General features: G+C 29.2%; 22 protein-coding genes. 3 read left to right on the top strand and 19 right to left on the bottom strand.

Features of this window, described 5'->3' with window-relative positions:
- Positions 1-328 precede the first annotated feature (328 nt).
- The 4 genes from ACVHXK_RS16540 to pepV all read right to left on the bottom strand — a co-directional run bounded on the left by ACVHXK_RS16540 (position 329) and on the right by pepV (position 5,151).
- Positions 329-1,303, bottom strand: coding sequence for a P1 family peptidase (locus ACVHXK_RS16540; RefSeq protein WP_461207514.1), 975 nt, complete (start codon positions 1,301-1,303; stop codon positions 329-331).
- A gap of 350 nt (positions 1,304-1,653) precedes the next feature.
- Entirely contained in the window at positions 1,654-2,247 is a 594-nt protein-coding gene (locus ACVHXK_RS16535; protein WP_461207513.1) for an ECF transporter S component, read from the bottom strand.
- Between the two features lie 291 nt (positions 2,248-2,538).
- Entirely contained in the window at positions 2,539-3,753 is a 1,215-nt protein-coding gene (locus ACVHXK_RS16530) for an MDR family MFS transporter (protein WP_461207512.1), read from the bottom strand.
- 12 nt (positions 3,754-3,765) lie between these two features.
- Positions 3,766-5,151 (bottom strand): dipeptidase PepV, encoded by a 1,386-nt coding sequence (gene pepV, locus ACVHXK_RS16525; protein WP_461207511.1) that lies wholly within the window; start codon positions 5,149-5,151, stop codon positions 3,766-3,768.
- A gap of 295 nt (positions 5,152-5,446) precedes the next feature.
- Here pepV and ACVHXK_RS16520 point away from each other — a divergent pair, with 295 nt between their 5' ends.
- Entirely contained in the window at positions 5,447-6,811 is a 1,365-nt protein-coding gene (locus ACVHXK_RS16520; protein ID WP_461207510.1) for an LCP family protein, read from the top strand.
- 114 nt (positions 6,812-6,925) lie between these two features.
- On the opposite strand, the gene ACVHXK_RS16515 is transcribed toward ACVHXK_RS16520, so the two are convergent.
- Positions 6,926-8,131: a patatin-like phospholipase family protein gene (locus tag ACVHXK_RS16515; RefSeq protein WP_461207509.1), complete on the bottom strand. Its 1,206-nt coding sequence runs from the start codon at positions 8,129-8,131 to the stop codon at positions 6,926-6,928.
- Positions 8,132-8,305: 174 nt separating this feature from the next.
- Between ACVHXK_RS16515 and ACVHXK_RS16510 the strand changes: the two genes are divergently transcribed.
- A complete protein-coding gene (locus tag ACVHXK_RS16510; protein ID WP_461207508.1) occupies positions 8,306-9,019 on the top strand; it encodes a tetratricopeptide repeat protein in 714 nt (237 codons plus the stop codon).
- Positions 9,020-9,153: 134 nt separating this feature from the next.
- Here ACVHXK_RS16510 and ACVHXK_RS16505 read toward each other — a convergent pair whose 3' ends face one another.
- A complete protein-coding gene (locus ACVHXK_RS16505; protein WP_461207507.1) occupies positions 9,154-9,330 on the bottom strand; it encodes a small, acid-soluble spore protein, alpha/beta type in 177 nt (58 codons plus the stop codon).
- A gap of 204 nt (positions 9,331-9,534) precedes the next feature.
- Here ACVHXK_RS16505 and ACVHXK_RS16500 point away from each other — a divergent pair, with 204 nt between their 5' ends.
- Positions 9,535-9,672 (top strand): hypothetical protein, encoded by a 138-nt coding sequence (locus tag ACVHXK_RS16500; RefSeq protein WP_461207506.1) that lies wholly within the window; start codon positions 9,535-9,537, stop codon positions 9,670-9,672.
- Between the two features lie 80 nt (positions 9,673-9,752).
- On the opposite strand, the gene hisE is transcribed toward ACVHXK_RS16500, so the two are convergent.
- The 13 genes from hisE to fusA form a co-directional block, all read right to left on the bottom strand.
- The gene (gene hisE, locus ACVHXK_RS16495; RefSeq protein ID WP_461207505.1) at positions 9,753-10,085 is read right to left on the bottom strand and encodes a phosphoribosyl-ATP diphosphatase; all 333 of its coding nucleotides are present in this window, start codon (positions 10,083-10,085) and stop codon (positions 9,753-9,755) included.
- Positions 10,086-10,111: 26 nt separating this feature from the next.
- Entirely contained in the window at positions 10,112-10,447 is a 336-nt protein-coding gene (hisI, locus tag ACVHXK_RS16490; protein ID WP_461207504.1) for a phosphoribosyl-AMP cyclohydrolase, read from the bottom strand.
- 83 nt (positions 10,448-10,530) lie between these two features.
- On the bottom strand, positions 10,531-11,301 hold the full coding sequence (hisF, locus tag ACVHXK_RS16485; protein ID WP_461207503.1) for an imidazole glycerol phosphate synthase subunit HisF: 771 nt from the start codon (positions 11,299-11,301) through the stop codon (positions 10,531-10,533).
- A gap of 12 nt (positions 11,302-11,313) precedes the next feature.
- Complete coding sequence (gene hisA / locus ACVHXK_RS16480; RefSeq protein ID WP_461207502.1) at positions 11,314-12,030, bottom strand: 1-(5-phosphoribosyl)-5-[(5-phosphoribosylamino)methylideneamino]imidazole-4-carboxamide isomerase; 717 nt, start codon at positions 12,028-12,030, stop codon at positions 11,314-11,316.
- A complete protein-coding gene (gene hisH / locus ACVHXK_RS16475; protein WP_461207501.1) occupies positions 12,027-12,632 on the bottom strand; it encodes an imidazole glycerol phosphate synthase subunit HisH in 606 nt (201 codons plus the stop codon). The genes hisA and hisH overlap by 4 nt, the downstream gene beginning before the upstream one ends.
- Before the next feature lie 209 nt (positions 12,633-12,841).
- Positions 12,842-13,429: an imidazoleglycerol-phosphate dehydratase HisB gene (gene hisB / locus ACVHXK_RS16470; protein WP_461207500.1), complete on the bottom strand. Its 588-nt coding sequence runs from the start codon at positions 13,427-13,429 to the stop codon at positions 12,842-12,844.
- A gap of 134 nt (positions 13,430-13,563) precedes the next feature.
- A complete protein-coding gene (gene hisD / locus ACVHXK_RS16465) occupies positions 13,564-14,862 on the bottom strand; it encodes a histidinol dehydrogenase (RefSeq protein WP_461207499.1) in 1,299 nt (432 codons plus the stop codon).
- Positions 14,863-14,892: 30 nt separating this feature from the next.
- A complete protein-coding gene (hisG, locus tag ACVHXK_RS16460) occupies positions 14,893-15,531 on the bottom strand; it encodes an ATP phosphoribosyltransferase (protein ID WP_461207498.1) in 639 nt (212 codons plus the stop codon).
- 14 nt (positions 15,532-15,545) lie between these two features.
- Positions 15,546-16,799, bottom strand: coding sequence for an ATP phosphoribosyltransferase regulatory subunit (locus tag ACVHXK_RS16455; protein ID WP_461207497.1), 1,254 nt, complete (start codon positions 16,797-16,799; stop codon positions 15,546-15,548).
- Positions 16,800-17,088: 289 nt separating this feature from the next.
- Complete coding sequence (locus ACVHXK_RS16450) at positions 17,089-18,042, bottom strand: ROK family protein (RefSeq protein WP_461207496.1); 954 nt, start codon at positions 18,040-18,042, stop codon at positions 17,089-17,091.
- 182 nt (positions 18,043-18,224) lie between these two features.
- Positions 18,225-18,437 (bottom strand): hypothetical protein, encoded by a 213-nt coding sequence (locus ACVHXK_RS16445; protein WP_461207495.1) that lies wholly within the window; start codon positions 18,435-18,437, stop codon positions 18,225-18,227.
- A complete protein-coding gene (locus ACVHXK_RS16440; protein WP_461207494.1) occupies positions 18,397-18,636 on the bottom strand; it encodes a hypothetical protein in 240 nt (79 codons plus the stop codon). The genes ACVHXK_RS16445 and ACVHXK_RS16440 overlap by 41 nt, the downstream gene beginning before the upstream one ends.
- Positions 18,637-18,807: 171 nt before the next feature.
- Positions 18,808-20,883, bottom strand: coding sequence for an elongation factor G (gene fusA / locus ACVHXK_RS16435; protein ID WP_461207493.1), 2,076 nt, complete (start codon positions 20,881-20,883; stop codon positions 18,808-18,810).
- Positions 20,884-20,978 lie beyond the last annotated feature (95 nt).

The raw sequence follows: 20,978 nt of genomic DNA, 5'->3' as shown, positions 1-20,978 counted from the left end.
GCTCTTTTTTTTCACAATTTCTTTGAAAATTCAAAAGTTATCCACAGTTTTTATATTTGTAATTTTACAATCACCTATAAAAAAATTAAATGTATTATGGTAATCTTATTTTGTAATGCTCAAGTCTCGGCAATGAGGTCAAACAATTGCATTTGCTCATCTAACAACAATATTTTAAAACACAATCATTAGTTTATTGGTTTATTGGTTTATTGGTTTATTGGTTTATTGGTTTATAAAATAAAAGAAATTTTTTAGCTCCGCTAAAAAATTTCTTCCTTAATTGTGCATTGTGCATTGTGCATTGTGCATTGTGCATTGTGTATTATTATTTATTACTATAAAAAAGATCTCTATAAGCCAAACATTCTCCCACAGTTTTAGCCGCTTTAACTCCTCTTACAATTGCTTTTTTCATAACCTCGACACTTAACATTGAAACTGTATTAACATCGGCGTCTACTATGCCACTTGCCATTGTAAATATAGTATCGCCATCAAACATTGTATGAACTGGATTAATAGCTTTAGCATATCCATTATGCGCAACAGATGAAACTTTATTAGCTTCAGCTTTAGATAATTTTGCGTTAGTAATTATTGCCCCAATAGTCGTATTACCATTAAACAAATTTTTATTCTCATTATATTTTTCTAACATAATATGCTGTGTACTCATAATTTTATTCTTTTCTCCGTTTAGTACACCTGCGATAACTTTACCCTCATCTGTATCAAAAACATCACCGAGACAATTAACTGCTACAATTGCTCCTATTTTTAAATCTCCAACTTGAATTGCGTAAGTGCCAAGTCCACCCTTCATAGAAAATTTAGGTCCTAAAATCTTTCCAACAGTTGTTCCTTTACCAGCCCCTGAATTCCCATTTTCAAAATTATTTTTATCTGAATTAACACAAGCTTCATATCCTAGTTTTTTATCTGGTCTTATTTTATGATTTCCTATATTTAAATCAAATAAAGCGGCTCCACATACGATTGGAACTTTTGTAACACCAACATCAAAGCCTATGTTTCTCTCTTCTAAAAATGTCATAACTCCAGCTGCTGCATCTAGTCCAAAAGCACTTCCTCCTGCTAAAAGAACTCCATGTACCTTATCAACTAAATTAATAGGGTTAAGCAAATCTGTCTCTCTCGTTCCAGGTGCTCCCCCTCTTACATCTACTCCACCACTAGCTCCTTCACTACAAAGTATCACAGTACAACCAGTTATACCTTCTTCGTATTCTGCAGACCCAATTTTAAAATTCTCTATTTCTCGAATATCTATTTCCTTCATAATAAAAAACACCCCTTCTTTATAATACTTGTGTGAAATGATATATAATTTGCTGATTCTTCGTAAATCTTTAAATTTAATAATCGATTTTCTTAGCATAAGATATACATTACTGAAACTTAATCTATGCAATTTCAAAATCTCGGGCTTTTGTACATTTTTAAGTTACATAAATTTATAGTTCAAGTTGTATATCTAATAATAACACTTCACATTCCACTCTTCACACTATTATTAAAATAAAAACTTTATTCTATAAATAATAGTATAATTACCAACTATTTTTAAAATATAGCCATTATATGTTAATAAGAGTAGTAACAACTTATGTCATTACTACTCTATAAAATCTATTTTCTTATCTTTTTAATAGCCACTACTACTGCTGAAGTAATCAATGTTGCAATAATCACCTCTGGAATTCCATTAGCAACACCAATACCTATAATTGTTTTACCTGCTAAAGCTGTATCTATTCCTATTGTTTCAGCATAGCTAGCTCCATATAATAAATACATCATAGTTAATACTCCTACAGTATTAACTAAAGTTCCAATCGCTCCTGCTATACCAGCTTTAATACCTTCATTTTTTACAGGTATTATCTTATAAATATAATAGGCTATTATCCCTATTAGCACCCTTGGCAAAACTGATACCAAAGGATTCATAAATATATAAGATAGTATTGTTGGATTTGATATAGCTTGAAAAATACTAAAAATACCAAAAATCAATCCAACCATAGCTCCTACTACTGGTCCTTCAATTACAGCTCCAATTATAACAGGAATATGCATAATAGTAGCCTTTACTGGATAAATAGGTATAAATCCTAACCCTGTTATCCCTAATACAATTGATATAGATGATAACATACCGATAACAACAATTTGCCTTGTTCCAAACTTACTACTAGTTTTAGAACTCATTCTTTTTTCCATAATTTCATACCTCCGTTCTTATTCTTGTTAGATATAAGTCGAACACTGAAATGTCACTTATTTCTTTTTTAAAGTTTACTATTAATTTAATATAAATTTAGTTCAGTTCCTAAATAGGATACCGACTATAAATTTTAGCAATAGAAACTCTATTTACATTCTATCATATAATTTACATTTTTTTAATATTGTTTTATTAACTTTATAGTCTTATTTTTCTATTTGCTAATATAAATCTATTTCTATTTCATCATTATATAATTTAGTCATGATACCATCCTAATGCCATTATTATATGTTTTGCCTTTTATTTATTATTAACATAGTAATACTACCTATAATACCTAATACAAATATCACTGGCCAAGCTTCTATGGCTTGTTTATCATTTATATATCTTCCCATAACCCAAGGTCCTATTGAGAAGCCTACTCCTGATATAATTGGTAATAATGCATTCATCCTCCCTCTATGTGAGATAGGTGTATTATTTGCTATATAAACCCCTGTATTTGTTGTTTGAATTACTTCCCCAATAGTCCAAATAACTGTGGAAATCATTAAAACAGTAAAAGATTTTGTGAAATATAACATTCCAAAACCAAATGCATAAAATAAACCAGCCATTGAAATATTAAATATAGGTCTAAAATTCTTAGTTATTTTTATTACGACGGATGTTAAAAATACAACTGTTAAAGCATTAGCCGTCATAACAAATCCAAAAACTTCTGTACCATTATTATTGAATAGCTCTCTTGCCTGTATAGGTATAACAAAAGAATGTTGCGAATATATAAATGAAAAGATTATTGATGACAAAGAAAACAATATTAAATATGGCCTTTTGAGTAAAACTCCAAGCAAACTACCATTCTCCGCCTTTTCATTAACGCTTACATTCTTATCTTCCTCTTCATTCTTATTCATGGTTTCCTTAACAAAAAAGGCTACTACCATAGTTGAAAGCAGTGTTGTTATGGCATCCCCTAAAAATATCCACTTTATATAATTATCAAATAAAAATCCTGCTATCAAAGGTCCTACAGCCACTCCTATATTTCCGCCAAGGTACAATAATGAAAACCCTTCTTGCCTATTTTCCGGATTAGTTAAATCTGCTGCAATTGATGTATTAATTGGCCTTGCTGCAGAGTTACAAAAGTTGGAGATCATAATTAAATATGGTATTAAAATTGAATTTCCTAGAAGTCCGCAAGGTATTAACGAAAGAGCTGCCATGGTTTGAAAAGATATCAATACCTTTTTTCTACCAAAATGATCACATGTTTTACCACCTATCATTGCTCCTGGTATTCTTACTATTGCTGATACCATCATAAAAACACCTACAACTTCTCTTGAATAGCCCATTTTCTCAGTAAGAAAAAATGTAAGAAATGGATATACAAAAGCCCCTAAACTATTAATAATTCGTGCTCCAAATAATATATATATTGCTTTTGGTAAATTTCTATACATTTTTATTCTCTTTGCTTCTATCATTTATTCCTCCAATTATTTAGCTAATTCATACATAGCTGAAGCATACATTTTTGATATCAAAATCAGTTTTTCTATTTCTATATATTCATCTGCTTGATGAACAACATCCTCATCTCCCGGAAATAATGGTCCATATGCAACTATATTAGGCATCTCCTTAGCATATGTTCCTCCACCTATAGCAATAGCTTTCTCCTCTTTACCAGTATACTCTTTATAAACCTTCATCAATGTCTTAACTAATTTATGGTCTTCCTCAAAGAATAATGGTTCCTGATGTATCATATCATTAATTTCAATCCCCGTTCCATTAATTGTCTTATTTATTCCTTTCATCAAATTATCAAAAGATTCAGTAACTGGATATCTAACATTTAATGATACTGTACATCCTTTTCTATCAAAATATATTTTACCTAAATTCAATGTAAGTTTACCTGAAATTCCATCTTCAAGTGGTATATTAAAATCCTCTCCATTTATATCAAATCCAATATGTGTATTTAAAAATTCTATCATTTTTGAAGCAGAACTTCTTGGCAAATCCATTTCTCCTAATAGAGCTAACATTTGTACTATTGCATTCACACCAAGTTCTGGTGTACTTCCATGTGCTGAAATACCTTTAGATTCTATAATCAATTCATTTCCTTTAGTTTCAGAATCAATATTAAAACCTGTTAACTCACTGTATGTATCTACAAATATTTTCATTTCATCTAGATTTTCAACTGAAATAGAAACCTGACAATAATCTGGTACCATGTTAGATGCATTGCCACCTTTTATATAATTAATAATATTATTGTTATCTTCTTCAAAGTCTTTCTTTAACTGAAAAAAGGTAATCCCCTTTTCTCCATTTATAACCGGAAATTCTGCATCTGGTGTAAAACCAGCAACTGGTGGCTTTTCTTTTTTTAGATAATATTCTACTTCACCACAACCACTTTCTTCATTTGTTCCAAAAATAATTCTTATTTTTTTATTAAGCTTTAATGATGAATCTTTTATAGCCTTTAGTCCATAAATTGCCGCAATTATTGGCCCTTTATCATCCATAGTTCCTCTACCATATATTTTACCATCACTGATTTGACCTTCATAGGGCATATGTGTCCACCCACTTCCTTCTGGTACAACATCTAAATGTCCTAATACACCTATATAATCATCTCCATCACCAATTTCAGCATATCCTAAATAATTATTTAAATTAACTATTTTAAATCCTAAATTTTCACACAAATCTAAGGTCCAATTCAAAGCATTATAAGGGCCTACTCCAAAAGGCGCCTCTGCAGTTTCTTTTCCCTTTATACTCTTTATTTTTACTAACTGGATTGTTTTGTCAATAATATCATTCCTCATAGTTTCAATTTCATCGTCAAAATACATATTTTTTCCTCCATTTATATAATGTAACAATTTAACCTTTTAAAAAATAAACCTCTTTAATATTATAATTAAATAAAATGTTTTGCAAATCACAAATAAATAAAAAAACTATAGAAATATTCTTAATTGTAATATAAAATGATATAAGGACGTAATTATAAATGAAAACATTAAATTAATGTTTTCAATCAATTATTTTAACATTCTCAAATTTTAAATGTTTTGAAACTATTTTATCCTAAATTTCAGTTATACTCTCATTATAGATATTATTATTAGACGGAGGACAAGCCTTATGAGCAATATAGAAAAACGAATAGAAGCCCGCAAAGAAAAACGTAAAAAGAAAAAAAGATTAAAAACAATTATTTTACTAATATTATTAATTTTAATTGCTATTATATGTGGAATATACTACTACTTTTCTCACTTATATAAAACTACCAGTTATGAAGATATTGAAGATAATACTACCCAAAGTGAGAATTTAGTTTCTGATGTTGAAGATCCTGTAGAACCAGAGTATACAAAAGTTGAAGGTATCACTAACATATTATTACTCGGTTTAGATGCTCGAAATCCTGATGAAACATCTAGGTCTGACTCTATTATTATTCTCACAATAGATACTATACATAATGATTTAAAACTGACTTCTATTATGAGAGACTCATACGTTACTTTATATCAGAAAGACGAACAAAAAATTAATTCTGCCTACGCTTACGGTGGTACATCTCTTCTTATGAACACAATAGAATCAAACTTTGATGTTGACTTAGATAAATATGCTATTATAGATTTTAATGGTTTTAAAGAACTTGTAGATATTGTCGGCGGACTAGATTTAACTGTAGAAGACTATATGATTGATGAGATGAATTTATGTATCAAAGAATTAGGGGATGAAGATTCTAAATATGTAACTGAAGCTGGACTTCAACACTTAGATGGAGACCAAGTTCTAGGATATTCAAGAATGCGTAATATTAAAGGTAACGATTATGCTAGAACTGAAAGGCAGAGGGAAGTCATATCACTTCTTATGGAAAAAATTCAAGATGTTCCAAAATATAAATATACCTTTATAGCTGCACAACTTTTACCATATCTTAAAACTAATATAGAGCTAACACAAGCATTTAATCTTGCCTATACTGTTTTTAGTATAAATAATTATGATGTACAGCAACTACAAATTCCTGTAAATGAACTTAGTACAGGATTAATTCACCCTAATAAAGGCTGGCTCCTAGTAATGGATATAGATCAAAATGCACAACTACTTAATGACTTTATTTTTGAAGATATCCCTTATGATTCAAGCAATGTTAGCTATACAGACTATAAAAATTATATCTCAAGATATTTTTCTGAAGTAAATGCATTAGAAACTAAAACAACCGTAAAAACAGAAAATTCATCTACTGAAAAAACTGTTACTGAAAAAGCCACTACTGAAAAAGATGATGATGAAATGGATAATGATGAAGAAACTAATGCTGAAAATTCTGCTAACAATACATCTGTTTCAACTGAAAATACTTCACAAGATAGTACAACTAATGATGAAAATAATTCTTCAAACACAGAAAATGATACATCAACAACTGAAAACGGTGAAGAAGCTGAAGTAACAATAATAGGCTCAGAAGACTAGCAAGAAATACTTAATCATTGTAAAAATAAATATCTACAAATAGGGATGATTTTAATTACTAAAATCATCCCTATTTTAAATCCATTTTCTATTAGCATCTCTTTATTAGTTTATTTAAGCAGACTCTTCCATCAAAACACTAAAAACTTCTCTTAATAAATCGTTTTTTACTGCTCTTGATAAAAGAGAATTACTTTTAATAAAGTATGGTATATTATCTTTATATTTAAATTTTTTCTCACCATAAATCTTTAATATTTCCTCAATAAAATCTTCCAACTTATAAATTTTAAATCTTTCCATCTCGTATTGATCTGCTAAATATTCGCATAACTCTATACCAATATCCTCATAATCTTTATCCTTAGCTATATTAAACATTTCAGTAATTCGTGGAATTATAAATTCAAAAATCATTCTTTTATGAGGAATTCCTTCCAATCCAAATACTTTTCCAATCTTATATGTTTTCTCCTTATCTAGTTGCAAAAACAAATTATTAAAATAGCACTCATTCTCTTTATTATCAATATAATAACTTGTACCCTTTAAATTATCCAAAACTTTAATAGTATCATAATAACCTAATTTTATGTTCCTTCTAGCAACAGTTTTATCAAAATCCAAAGTATTACCTAAATTCTCATTTGGTTTTATATAAATAATTTCAGCATCTGTTTCATTTAACTTTTGTTCGAATCCAATTCCATTAGTCCTAACTGCTATTATTTTTTTAAACCCTTTTCTTAGCATAAGATTTATAGGTAAATTATCATATACACCACCATCTACATATACTTTTCCATCCATCTTCTCCAATTTAAAGGCAGGAAAATTAGCACTTGCCATCAAAAAATCATTAACCTTACCTTCTGGAATTTCATCAATAAATAACTCCAAAGGCTTCATATCACTTAAAGAAACTGTTACTAATCCAAACATAATATCAGAGTTTCTTAATTTTTCTTCGTCGACTTTTTCTTGTATTATTTTTCTTATTGCTTTTGTATCTACTCCTCTATTTAAAAGAATATCTTTTGACTTCTTAAACAAATACCCTAAATTAGATTGATTTATCTGGTATTTTTTTAACTCATCTAATATTTCATCATCCACATCGAAAATTTGAGAGTTAGCAATATTAAACCACATATCATAAAGCTTATCAAATTGATTTTGCGCAATCATTGCTCCATTTAACGCACCTATTGAAGTACCTGTAACTGCTCCTATTTTAATCTCTTTTTCCATAATAGCTTTATATGCCCCTACATGATATGAACCTTTTGCACCTCCGCCTTCTAACACTAATCCGTACATAATCTACCTCCAATTTCATTACTTATATAATATTATACTATACAAAATTTCTCAATAATATAAATTCTTCAGATTTATAATGAATAAAAAAAAATAATAAGTCTATAATTTCAATAAGGAGTTTACAATTTAAAACTTAATTGATTTGGAAACTCTATATAAGGAGTGATTATATTGATTTGCAACGATTTTTCTTTGAATAATGATGAAATTCTAAAAAATGCTAAGTATTATGTTAATAAAGGAAAATTTTTTTATAATAAAAATCAAATTGAAAATGCTTTTAGTTGTTTTAATATGTCTCTAAGAATTTCTCCAAATTTTTATGAAGCTCATTTAGCTAAAGGTGAAGCATTTATGGGTTTGATGAAAATAGAAGATGCAGTAAAATCACTAAAGGAATGTTTGCTTATTAATGAATGTTATAGAATACTAATCGATTTAGCAGAATGTTATAATCTACTAGCAGAATATAACACTGCCATTGAATATTGTGATAAAGCTTTTAATTTAGATAAGACTAATTATTTGATTCCATATAAAAAAGGACGAATATTATATAATATAAAACGGTATAATAATGCCCTTGAAGCGTATAACAAATGTTTAAAAATCAATCCAAATCATTATGATTCATATTTTGATAAAGGTGAAATTTTATATATGCAAAATAAATATACTGATGCTCAATACTGTTATGAACAAGCTATATTTATCAATAAAAATAGACCTGATGCATACATTGGTTTATCATTATTATTCACTCAGTTAGGTAATATCGAAAAATCTTTCTCATACGCGAAAAAAGCCCTATCATTAGACCCCACTGACGAGTGGGTAAAATGCCATTATAATGTTACTAAAAATTTATTATATAGAAATATGTAACTCTTTTTCATCTTAACTTTACACTTTTAATAAAATTACCATAAAAAAATTAGAGCATATGCCTTACCCCTTTTGCATGCAATAAGCAATGGCTCTAATTTTTTTATACATTAATATATTAATAAATTGATTTTTTATTGCATTTTACTTCTTTGTTTATTCTCTCTTGGATTTTGTTTCCCTAGTTTTCGTGATTCACTAGAATATCCCACTCCATTCGATGTTTCTAGTTTCATTTTATTTAATTCTTTTTTGGTTTTAGGATTAACTTTTTTATTGTCTTTTGAATTTTTATTATTTTTATGGGACATAATAATACCTCCATTATATTTTAGTATTATTATTGCCAATTAAAATTAATTTATTAATTTTTTCCTTATTTAATAATTAATATTGGCCAGTTTATATAAATTGTTTCTAAGCTCGAAAAAATATTGTATTATATCCCAATAAATGGTATAATCATAATACTTATTTCAATTTTTTTGCAATTATAAATTTCAAGGAGGTTTATCATGGATAATAAAAAATCATCAGAAGCAAAGAAACCTAAAGAAGAAAATAAATTAATTATAATAAAGCACGGAAAAAAAAATAAGAAATACAAAATTCCTCAATCAATAATTAATGAATGTCTCTCAACAATGGAATAGAAACACAAAAGGCTGCCTCACAATTATATTTTAAAACTATAATATAGAAAACAGCCTTTTAATTTTTATCTAAATAAACTTTAATATTCGACAATCTTTTTTCTTTCTTCTTTTTTGTTATTTATCTTTTTTCTTCGTCTAAGTAATTCTTCATTTACTTGTTCTAGCTTTATTCCTTTTTCAGCCAATAAAACCAACATATGATAAATAAGGTCGCAGGTTTCATTTACTATTTCTTCTGAATTAGAGTTTTTAGAAGCAATAATCATTTCCGTACTTTCTTCTCCCACTTTTTTAAGTATCTTATCTAATCCTTTTTCAAATAAGTAACTAGTATAAGATCCCTCTTGTAAATCTTCTTTTCTTTCTAAAATTGTTTCGTACAAATCATTTAATACATTATTTTCTTTCATAATTTTCCCCTTATATATTTAATAATTTATTTGTCTAATTTTCTAAAAAAGCAACTTCTACTACCAGTGTGACAAGCCGCACCAACCTGATCTACTTTTATAAGTAATGTATCTCCATCACAATCTAAAAACATTTCCTTTACTGTTTGAAAATGTCCTGAAGTTTCTCCTTTATTCCAAAATCCATTTCTAGACCTACTCCAAAACCAAGTTTTACCTGCTTCAATTGTTTTTTGTAAAGATTCCCTATTCATATAAGCCATCATTAAAATTTCATTTGACTCATAATCCTGGATAATAGTAGGAACTAATCCATCCCCTTTTTCAAAATCTATACTCTCTAAAAAATCATTCTTATTCATATTTATCATCTCCAAAAATAATTGGTATACTATGTAATTTTGTATGCCACTCTTTTTCTTCTCTTTATTCTAATTTTAAATACTTAATCTCTCTTCATTCTTACTTCAATTTTCTTGTCATCTAAAAATTCTTTTACTTCTTTCACAGTAAGCTCTCTGAAGTGAAAAAGTGAAGCTGCAAGAGCTGCATCAGCGCTAGTTTCATTAAATACATCATAAAAATGTTCAAGTTTTCCACAACCACCAGAAGCAATTACAGGTATATTAACATTTTTACACACAGTTTCAGTAAATTCTTTATCATACCCCTCTTTTGTTCCATCTGCATCCATACTAGTAAGTAGAATTTCACCAGCTCCTAATTTCTCAACCCTTGATGCCCATTCTATAGCATCAAATCCTGTATCAATTCTTCCACCATTAATAAATACATTCCACCCTGTATTATCTTCTCTTCTTTTACCATCTATAGCTACAACTACGCACTGATTACCAAACTTGTCAGCTGCTCTACTTATTAACTCTGGGTCTCTAATCGCTGCAGAATTTACAGCTATCTTATCTGCCCCTGCTCTCAATATATCTTTAAAATCATCCGTAGTTCTTATTCCTCCTCCAACAGTTAAAGGAATAAATACTTTTTCTGCTGTTCTTCTAACAACATCAATCATTGTTTCTCTACCCTGATGCGTTGCTGTTATATCTAAAAAAACTAATTCATCAGCTCCTTCTTCATTGTAGAACTCTGCTATAGCAACAGGATCTCCAACATCCTTTAAATTCACAAAGTTTACTCCCTTTACAACTCTACCATTATCCACATCAAGACAAGGTATTATTCTCTTTGTTAACATTAAAGACCCTCCTTATTCTCTGCTCAATTTAATAGCTTCCTTTAAATCTAATGTTTTACTATAAATAGATTTACCAGCTATTACACCATATAAATTCATTTCTTTTACTTTTCTAATATCTTCAATATCCTTTACTCCACCTGAAGCAATTATATTACAGACTACACTATTTTTTAACTTCTCCAAGCCAACTAAATCTTGCCCTTCTAATGTACCATCCTTACTAATGTCAGTGTATATTATAGTTTTCACTCCAAAATCTTCTACTCGTTTTGCAAATTCTATATAATTTATTTTACTAACATCAATCCATCCTGCTGTAGCAACAAATCCATCCTTTGCATCTATGCCTACTGCAATTTTGTCTCCAAACTCTTTAACACTTTCTTTAACTAAATCAGGATTTTTCAAAGCAGCTGTTCCAAGTATAACTCTACTTATTCCCTTATTAACTAACAAGTCTATCTTTTTTAAATCTCGTATTCCTCCACCAAGTTCTATTGGCATATCTATACTTTTGATAATTTCAGAAACAACATCAATATTCTTTAAATTTCCTTCAAGAGCTCCATCTAAATCTACTACATGAAGATATTCTGCTCCATCTTCTTTAAATTTAATTGCTGTCTCAATAGCACTATCGGCTACAATTTGAGATGTAGCGAAATCTCCTTTATATAATCTAACTGGTTTACCATTTTTTAAGTCAATAGCTGGTAGAACTATCATTTAATCAACTCCCCGAAATTTTTTAGCATTTTAAGGCCTATATCTCCACTTTTTTCTGGATGAAACTGAAGTCCAAAGACATTGCCTTTACTAACAACTCCAGGAACCTTAACTCCATAGTCTGCATAAGCATTTAAAACTTTCTCATCTTCAATATCTGCATAGTATGAATGCACAAAATACACATAACTCTCTTCATCTATTCCCTTTAAAAGAGGACATTCTTTTACTATATTTAAACTATTCCATCCCATATGTGGAATTTTATAATCTACATCTAACTTGACTATTTTACCTGGCAGAAAACCTAATCCATCACATTCTTTAAATTCGTACCCTTTTTCAAATAATAATTGCATTCCAAGGCATATACCTAATAATGGTTTGCCTTCTTTTACTGCTTCTTTCAAAATAATATCTATTCCTCTACTGGTAATGTTCTCTATAGCATCCGGGAATGCACCTACTCCTGGCAGAATAATTCCATCACTATTTAGTATCTCATCTTTATTATTTGTAATTATAGATTGGTATCCTAAATAATCAAGTGCCTTTTGTACACTCATCAAATTTCCCATATCATAGTCAACAATAGCTATCATGGATAGACCTCCTTTTTATTGATAATTTATACCCGTAATCTAAAATAATAATTATTCATAACACTAGCTGCTAAGTAAATATTTAATGCACAATTATCAATGCACAATTAAGGATAATTCTTCTCGTTCCTCGAAGAATTTCAAATTTAATTGAAAATTTTCCTACCAAAGGGAAGAAGGTCCTCATTCATTGTCTATTGCGAATTGAACTAAAGAATTCCCTTAGTAGACATTACCCCTTTTATCCTGATGTCTAATTCTACCGCTTCTCTTAGGGCTCTACCTAACGCTTTAAATAGAGCTTCAATTTTATGGTGATTATTTTTACCATATAAAACCCTAGCATGCAGAGTTATTCCTGCATTAAAAGCAAAAGCTCTTAAAAATTCTTCAACAAGTTCCAAATCAAAGTCTCCTAATTTATCACAAGTAGTTTCACATTCATAGACTAAAAATGGTCTCCCGCTAATATCTAAAGATACTGTTGCAAGTGCCTCATCCATTGGAACAAAAGCCGTGCCATATCTAGTAATACTCTTTTTATCCCCTAAAGCCTTTTGTACACACTGTCCTAACACAATTCCAACGTCTTCCACTGTATGATGACCATCAACGAACAAATCTCCCTCAGCTTTTACATTAAGATTAAATAATCCATGCTTAGAAAACAAAGTCAACATATGATCTAAAAAACCAATTCCAGTGTCAATTGTTGATTTTCCTTCTCCATCTAAATCTATATCAATTTCAATATTAGTCTCCCCAGTTTTTCTAATAACTTCTGCTTTTCTATTCAAAATCTCACCCCTCTATAGTAATGCCTAACGCTCAATTAATTGGTCTTTTATTATATCTTTATTAATTAAATATTCTATGACCAAAGGGAAGAAAATCTACCTTAATTGTGCATTGTAAATTATGCATTATGCATTTATTTTTCTTTAAACCTTACTTTGATTGAATTAGCATGAGCAGTTAACCCTTCTGTTTCAGCAATTTTAATTACTGTATCTTTAATATCCCCTAAAGCTTTCTCTGTATAGTATGTATAACTTGATTTCTTTACATAATCATCAACAGAAAGTGCTGAGAAGAATTTTGCCGTACCACTAGTTGGAAGAACATGATTTGGTCCTGCTGCATAATCTCCTAATGGTTCTGGAGCATATTTGCCTAAGAAAATCGAACCTGCATTAGTTATATCCCCTAGTATATTAAAAGGTTCCTTAATCATAACTTCTAGATGCTCTGGAGCTATTTCATTAGAAACTTTTACTGCATCTTCAATACTATCTACTGTCAAAATTGCTCCATAATCTTTCAATGATTTTCTAATAATATTTTCTCTGCTTAAAGTTTTAACCTGTATTTCTAATTCTTCTTTAACTTTACCTGCTAATTCTATTGAAGTTGTTACTAAAATTGAAGATGCTAGCTCATCATGCTCTGCTTGCGACATTAAATCTGCAGCTATATATGCTGGATCTCCAGTTTCATCAGCAATTATTAAAATTTCAGATGGTCCTGCAATCATATCAATATCCACATATCCATATACACTCCGTTTAGCCATTGCTACATAGATATTTCCCGGGCCAACTATTTTATCAACTTTTGGGATTGTTTCAGTTCCATAAGCAAGAGCTCCAACTCCTTGCGCTCCGCCAACTTTATAAATTTCATCTACCCCTGCTATATCCGCAGCCACTAATATATTGTAATTAATTTTACCATTACTTGATGGAGGGGTTACCATTATAATCTTATTAACCCCAGCTATTTTAGCTGGCATAGCATTCATTAAAACAGAAGATGGATATGAAGCAGTTCCACCCGGAACATATATGCCAACTTTATCTAAAGGAATTATTTTTTGCCCAAGAATAACCCCATTTTCTTTATTTACCATCCAGGAATTTCTTTTTTGCTTTTCATGGAAAAATTTAATATTCTCCTTTGCAACATTTAAAGCATCGATAAAATCATCTTCACATAATTCGTATGCTTCTTCAATTTCCTCTTTTGTTACTTTAAGACTATCTTTATTTATTATTTTGGAATCAAACTTACGAGTATACTTAATTACAGCTTCATCCCCATAATTCTTTATATCCAAAAGAATACTATCTACAGCTTCAATTACACTCTTTTGTACTTCACCTGACCTATTTTTTATTTTTTCAATATACTTATCAATATTTTCTCTGGTAAGTTTTTCAACTTGCATCATTTTAATCACCTCAGATTTATTAATCTACATTTATTTTTCAATAACTTCTTTTACTGAATTTATAACTTTCAAAATTTCTTCTCTTTTTGTCTTCATACTTGCCTTATTTACAATCATTCTTGCACTAATATCACAAATGTTTTCTATTACTACTAATCCATTTTCTTTTAATGTACTTCCTGTTTCAACAATATCTACTATTGCATCTGCTAATCCTAATATAGGAGCAAGCTCAACAGAACCCTCTATCTTAATTATTTCAACATCTTTACCATTTTTACTAAAATATTCTCTAGCAACATTAGGATATTTTGTTCCAATAATTTTTCTCTGGTATCCATCATCAATATCAAAACCCGGCAAAGACGCAACAGAAAAATTACACTTTCCAACTCCTAAATCTAAAACTTCGTAACAACTTCTTCCTTTTTCCATTATTGTATCTTTACCTACTATACCAATATCTGCTGCTCCATATTCTACATATGTAGTCACATCAGGCGCTTTTACTAAGAAAAATTCTAAATTAAATTCTTCATTTTGCCCTTTAAAAACTAGCTTTCTTCCCTTATCTTTAAGCTCACTAACATCAGCACCTATTTCTTCAAATAGTTTCATTGCATGCTTCTCTAATCTACCTTTTGTCAAAGCAATTTTTACTTTTTTCAATAAATTCACCCCAATTAAAGATTATTAATATATTGTTCTAATATATATTCCTCTTCTACTTTGTCATTAAAATTGTACACCTTTATCTTTTTTTCATCTATTAATGATATCAAACTATAAGCATCATTACTATTGCAATAGTCATATGCTTCATCAATGTTATCTTGCAAACTTAATTCACAGATATATCCCTTATCTCTAATCTTTTCAGCAGCGTTATATACTAATTTATTATATTTTAATGAAGAAAAAATAACTACTCTATCTAATTTTTCAGGTTTAAAATCTTCCAAAGCTAACATTACATTATCAACATTAATAGCGAAACCAGTTGCTGGCAGCTCCTCTCCAAAATATCCTAATAAATTGTCATACCTTCCACCACTTAATATATAATCACCAACATTATCCGCGTAACCCTTAAATATAATTCCAGTATAATAGTTAATATGCTGAACTAAACCTAAATCAATAGTGATATATTGTGCTAATCCAACTTCATCTATTACTTCATAAACTTTATATATATTTGAAAGAGCGTTGAGTGCCTTTTTATTTTTTGTTATACTTTTAGCTTTATCTAATACTTCAATCCCTCCAAATAATTTTGGAAGCTCTTTTAAGACTTTTAATTTTTCATTTTGTTTTTCGTCTATATTTTTATCAACAAAGTCATTTACTGCTGAAAAATTCTTATTTTCTATATAATCTCTTAGAATTTCTATTTCTTCTTCATCTATATTTACGTCCTCTACTAAGGCTTTAAAAAAGTTTGCCTGTCCTATTTCAATTTTGAAATCCTTTATACCAATTTTTTTAAGTGCATTAATCGCTGTCATAATTATTTCTGCATCACTTTTTATATTTTTTGCACCTATTATTTCAACACCTGATTGAGTTATTTCACTATTTTTACCATGAAAATTCTCATTGATTCTATAGACATTTTCACTATAACAAAATTTAATAGGATAACTAGATTTATTTATTTTAGTTGATGCTATTCTCGCAATTGGAGTAGTTACATCTGCTCTTAGTGCTAGAATTCTACCTTGATTGTCAAACATTTTATACATTTTCTGTTGTTCAATAGTTTCATTTCCTAAATTAAAAACATCATAAAATTCTATAGTTGGAGATATTATTTCTGAAAAACCGTTCTTTTGGTAAAAACTTCTAAGTTCTCTCTCTATTTGTAGTTTTTTTGAACATTCTTCAAATAATAAATCTCTCATTCCTTCTGGTATATATCTATTAAGTGTTTTCAAATAACCGCCCCTCGCTTTATTAATTTAACGCTTTACCTCGCTAAACTATTTAATTATATATATAATATCATTTCACTCTGATTTATGTCAATAGCATTTGGTTAAGTATACTATTATGTTTATATAAATACAAGACGGTTCTTGATTTCAGTTTGCATTAAGAATTTATTAATCATATTTAATTCACTATAATAGTGTGCATACATACTAAGGAAATACATAAAAAAAGAACTTCCAATTGAAAGTCCTTTTGTACTTAGCGTAGTTTATACCAATTAATTTTCATAATTTATTTACATTCCATAATTGCAAGTGCAGCTGCCCCTATTACCCCTGCATCTACTCCTAACTTAGCTGGTACTATCTTGCAATTTTCAGCCATATTTTTGAATACTCTTTTATCTACAACCTCTTTTACTTTATCAAAAACTATATCTCCTGCTTGAGCTACTCCACCACCAATTACAATCATTTCTGGGTCCATAGTAACTATTAGATTAGAAATGAATATACCAAGATAATTTAAACTTGTATCTATTATTTCTTTAGCAACTTTATCACCATTAAATGCTTCATCAAAAACTTCTTTTGCTGTTACTTTATCATATTTTTTTAGTGTAGATTGAATAATAGGACCGCTGATTGTCTCGTTAGCAATCCTAGCAATTGCTGTACCTGAAGATAAAACTTCAGCACACCCTATATTTCCACAATTACATCTTGGTCCATCTTTTTCAATAGTCATATGCCCTACTTCAAAAGCATTATATGTATTTCCTCTATAAATCTTGCCATTTATTATTGCTCCTCCACCTATGCCAGTGCTAACAGTTACGTATAACATATTTTCTGTGCTTACTCCAGCACCAAACATAAACTCACCTATAGTAGCCACATTAGCATCATTGTCTAAAAATGTCTTTACACCGTATTTTTCTTCAATAGGCTCAACAATCTTAAAATTTCTAAATGGAAGATTAGGAGTTGTTAGTATTATGCCTTTTTGGGGATCTAATGGACCCGGTGATCCAATTCCTATAGCTTTTATATTTTTAATATTTATTTCGCTTTCTACTATTAGTCTATCTATTACACTTTCTATTCTTTCTAAAACTACCTTTTCTCCTTGTTCCGCATTAGTAGGTATAGTATATTTTGAATATACATTTCCTTGAAGATCAGAAATCACTCCACTAATTTTTGTTCCACCTAAATCAATTCCAATTACATTATCTCTATTCATAAAAATCCTCCCTAAGAAAATACATAACTTTTAATTCTTTAATTACTTGCCTATATTGTATTTTGTTAAAATTCTTTAATTTATTATATCATAAATATATTAATATATTTATTTGTTATATTATTTAGTATAAACATATAAAAAAGTATGCTATTGATTAGCATACTTTATAAAAATATTTTCTATTCTAAAAAATGATTGTTTTTGAAAATTTCCTTTAACTTTTCATTATTATCGAATGATTCAGAAATTGAATGTAAATTTGGTATATTACCCGTATAATCACTAAGATTATTTAATTTATAATCTATCCCTCCTGAAAAAAAATCATTTGTTTCATAAAAGTTAGGAATATTATTGATGTTTCTTTGTTGCTGAGATTTTATATCCTCCACAACTATTTCCTCCTTTCGACTTTATTTTAAAATTATTATTTTGAAGTAAATTGCATATTATCTCAGAACTATTCAAGCCTTCATTATCAAGTGTTATTGTAAATTTATCGTCATCTCCAACAAGTGCTAGATAATCATCTAATGAACTATAATCACTCAAATTAATTTCACCATTAATATCTAGATGATAATCGTACATATTCATCTCCCCTTAGCGCCTTTACAATTATTTTCTACTATTTTTAATTAAAATATACATATTGTTTAAGAATAAGATTTTTTATTATACAGTAAAAAAAAAAATTTGTTTACACTAGAAAAGCCTATTATGACTAATCATAATAGGCTCAACTTAGAAAACATATAAAACTTATCCAACATTTTTTTCACTAATAATTTTATCAGCTTCAGTAGGAGGAACTTCGTCATATCTTTCAAATTTCATGTTAAAATCCCCTCTTGCTCCAGTAATAGATTTTAAATCAGCAGCATATTTAAACATCTCAGACATTGGAATCTCAGCAATAATTCTTTCGTCTTCTTTATCTTGCTCCATTCCAAGTACTCTGCCTCTTTTTTTATTTATATCTCCCATTACATCTCCCATAAATTCACTAGGGATAGTAATTTCAACATGCATAATAGGCTCTAATAATATTGGTTGTGCTTCCTTAATACCCTTTTTATAAGCTATTGAAGCAGCTACTTTAAAGGCCATTTCTGAAGAATCAACAGGATGATATGATCCATCATATAAAGTTGCCCTTATTCCTATAAGTGGATATCCTGCTAATACACCTTTTTTCATTGATTCAATCAACCCTTTTTCCACAGCTGGTATATATTGTCTAGGAACTGCTCCACCAACAACTTTATCAACGAATTCTAATCCCTTTTCTCCATCCATCCTTGGTTCAAATTTAATTTTGACGTCACCATACTGACCATGCCCACCACTTTGCTTTTTATGTTTACCTTGTACATCAGCTATTTTCTTAATTGTTTCTCTATAAGGAATTTTTGGTGTTTGAAGACTCACTTCAGCTCCAAACTTACTCTTAAGTTTAGATGCAATAACATCTAGATGTGTAACTCCTAATCCTGAAATTATAGTCTGGGCATTTTCACTATCTCTATCTACTGAGAAAGTTGGATCTTCTTCTAATAACTTATGGAGTCCTGTTGATATCTTATCTTCATCACCTTTTGAAACAGGCATTACTGCTAAAGACATCTTAGGTTTTGAAAATTCTATCCCATTATATGCAATTTTACTATTATCACTGTTTAAAGTATCTCCTGTACTTGTATATTGAAGTTTTGCAACAGCGCCAATATCTCCTGCGTAGATTTCATCTGTTTTAATTTGTGACTTTCCTCTTAAAAAATACATAGTACCAAATTTTTCTTGTTTATCTTTGTTTACATTATAAACAACTGAGTCGCAATCTGCTTTACCTGTCATAACTCTAAATAAAGACAATTTTCCTACAAAAGGGTCTGCTATAGTTTTAAATATAAACGCTGAAAAAGGTGCATCTTCACCAAATTTAACTTCTACTTCATCTCCATTAGATAAATTTTTAGCTTTTATTTCATTAGAATCTTTAGGGGATGGAAAGCATTCTACTATATCTTCTAAAAGAGTCATTATACCTATACCTTTTATTGCAGATCCACATGTTACTGGTGCAATTTCTCCACTAGTAGAACCACTTATCAATCCATGATATATTTCTTCATCTGATAATTTACCTTCTTCAAAGTATTTATCTAATAAAGTTTCATCTGTTTCTGCAACAGCTTCCATAATCATTGTTTTACATTCTTCAACTTTATCTAGTAATTCATCTGGAATTTTTCCTTCTACCATTTCACCTGTTTTTTCATTAAATATTCTTGCTCGTTTTGAAATTACATTAATCACTCCTACGAAATCGTTTTCTTTACCTATTGGATATTGAATAGGTACTACTGATATTCCGTAGCTTTCTTTTAACTGCTCTAAAACTCTTTCAAAGGAACTATTTTCTCTATCTAATTTATTTATAAAGAATGCACGTGGCATATTATTTTCATTTACATATTTCCATGCTTTATCTGTACCTACTTTTATACCTGAAACTCCTGACACTGCAATAAGTGCTGTATCAACAGCTTTTAATCCTTCCATCATTTCACCCATAAAATCAAAATATCCTGGCATATCAATTAAATTAACTTTAATATCATTCCATTCAATCGGCTCAACTGTTGTAGAAATTGAGATTTTTCTTTTCCTCTCTTCCACATCAAAATCACTTATAGTATTTTCTTCTTCAACTTTACCAAACCTATCTATTGTTTTGGTATAATAAAGGATGGCCTCTGTTAATGTAGTTTTACCCGAACCGCTGTGACCTATTAATCCTACATTTCTAAGATTCTCGGTTTTATAAACTTTCATATGAACTCCCCCTTTGTATTTTAGTTAGTGTAAAGTTTTTTACACTACTTTCTTTATTAAATCTTTATATATCAAGGTTTTCAAAGTTTTTTAGA

The sequence above is a fragment of the Clostridium sp. DL1XJH146 genome, from assembly GCF_054819755.1.
Note: the sequence above shows the minus strand (reverse complement) of the source record. Positions and strands in the feature narration are given on the sequence as shown.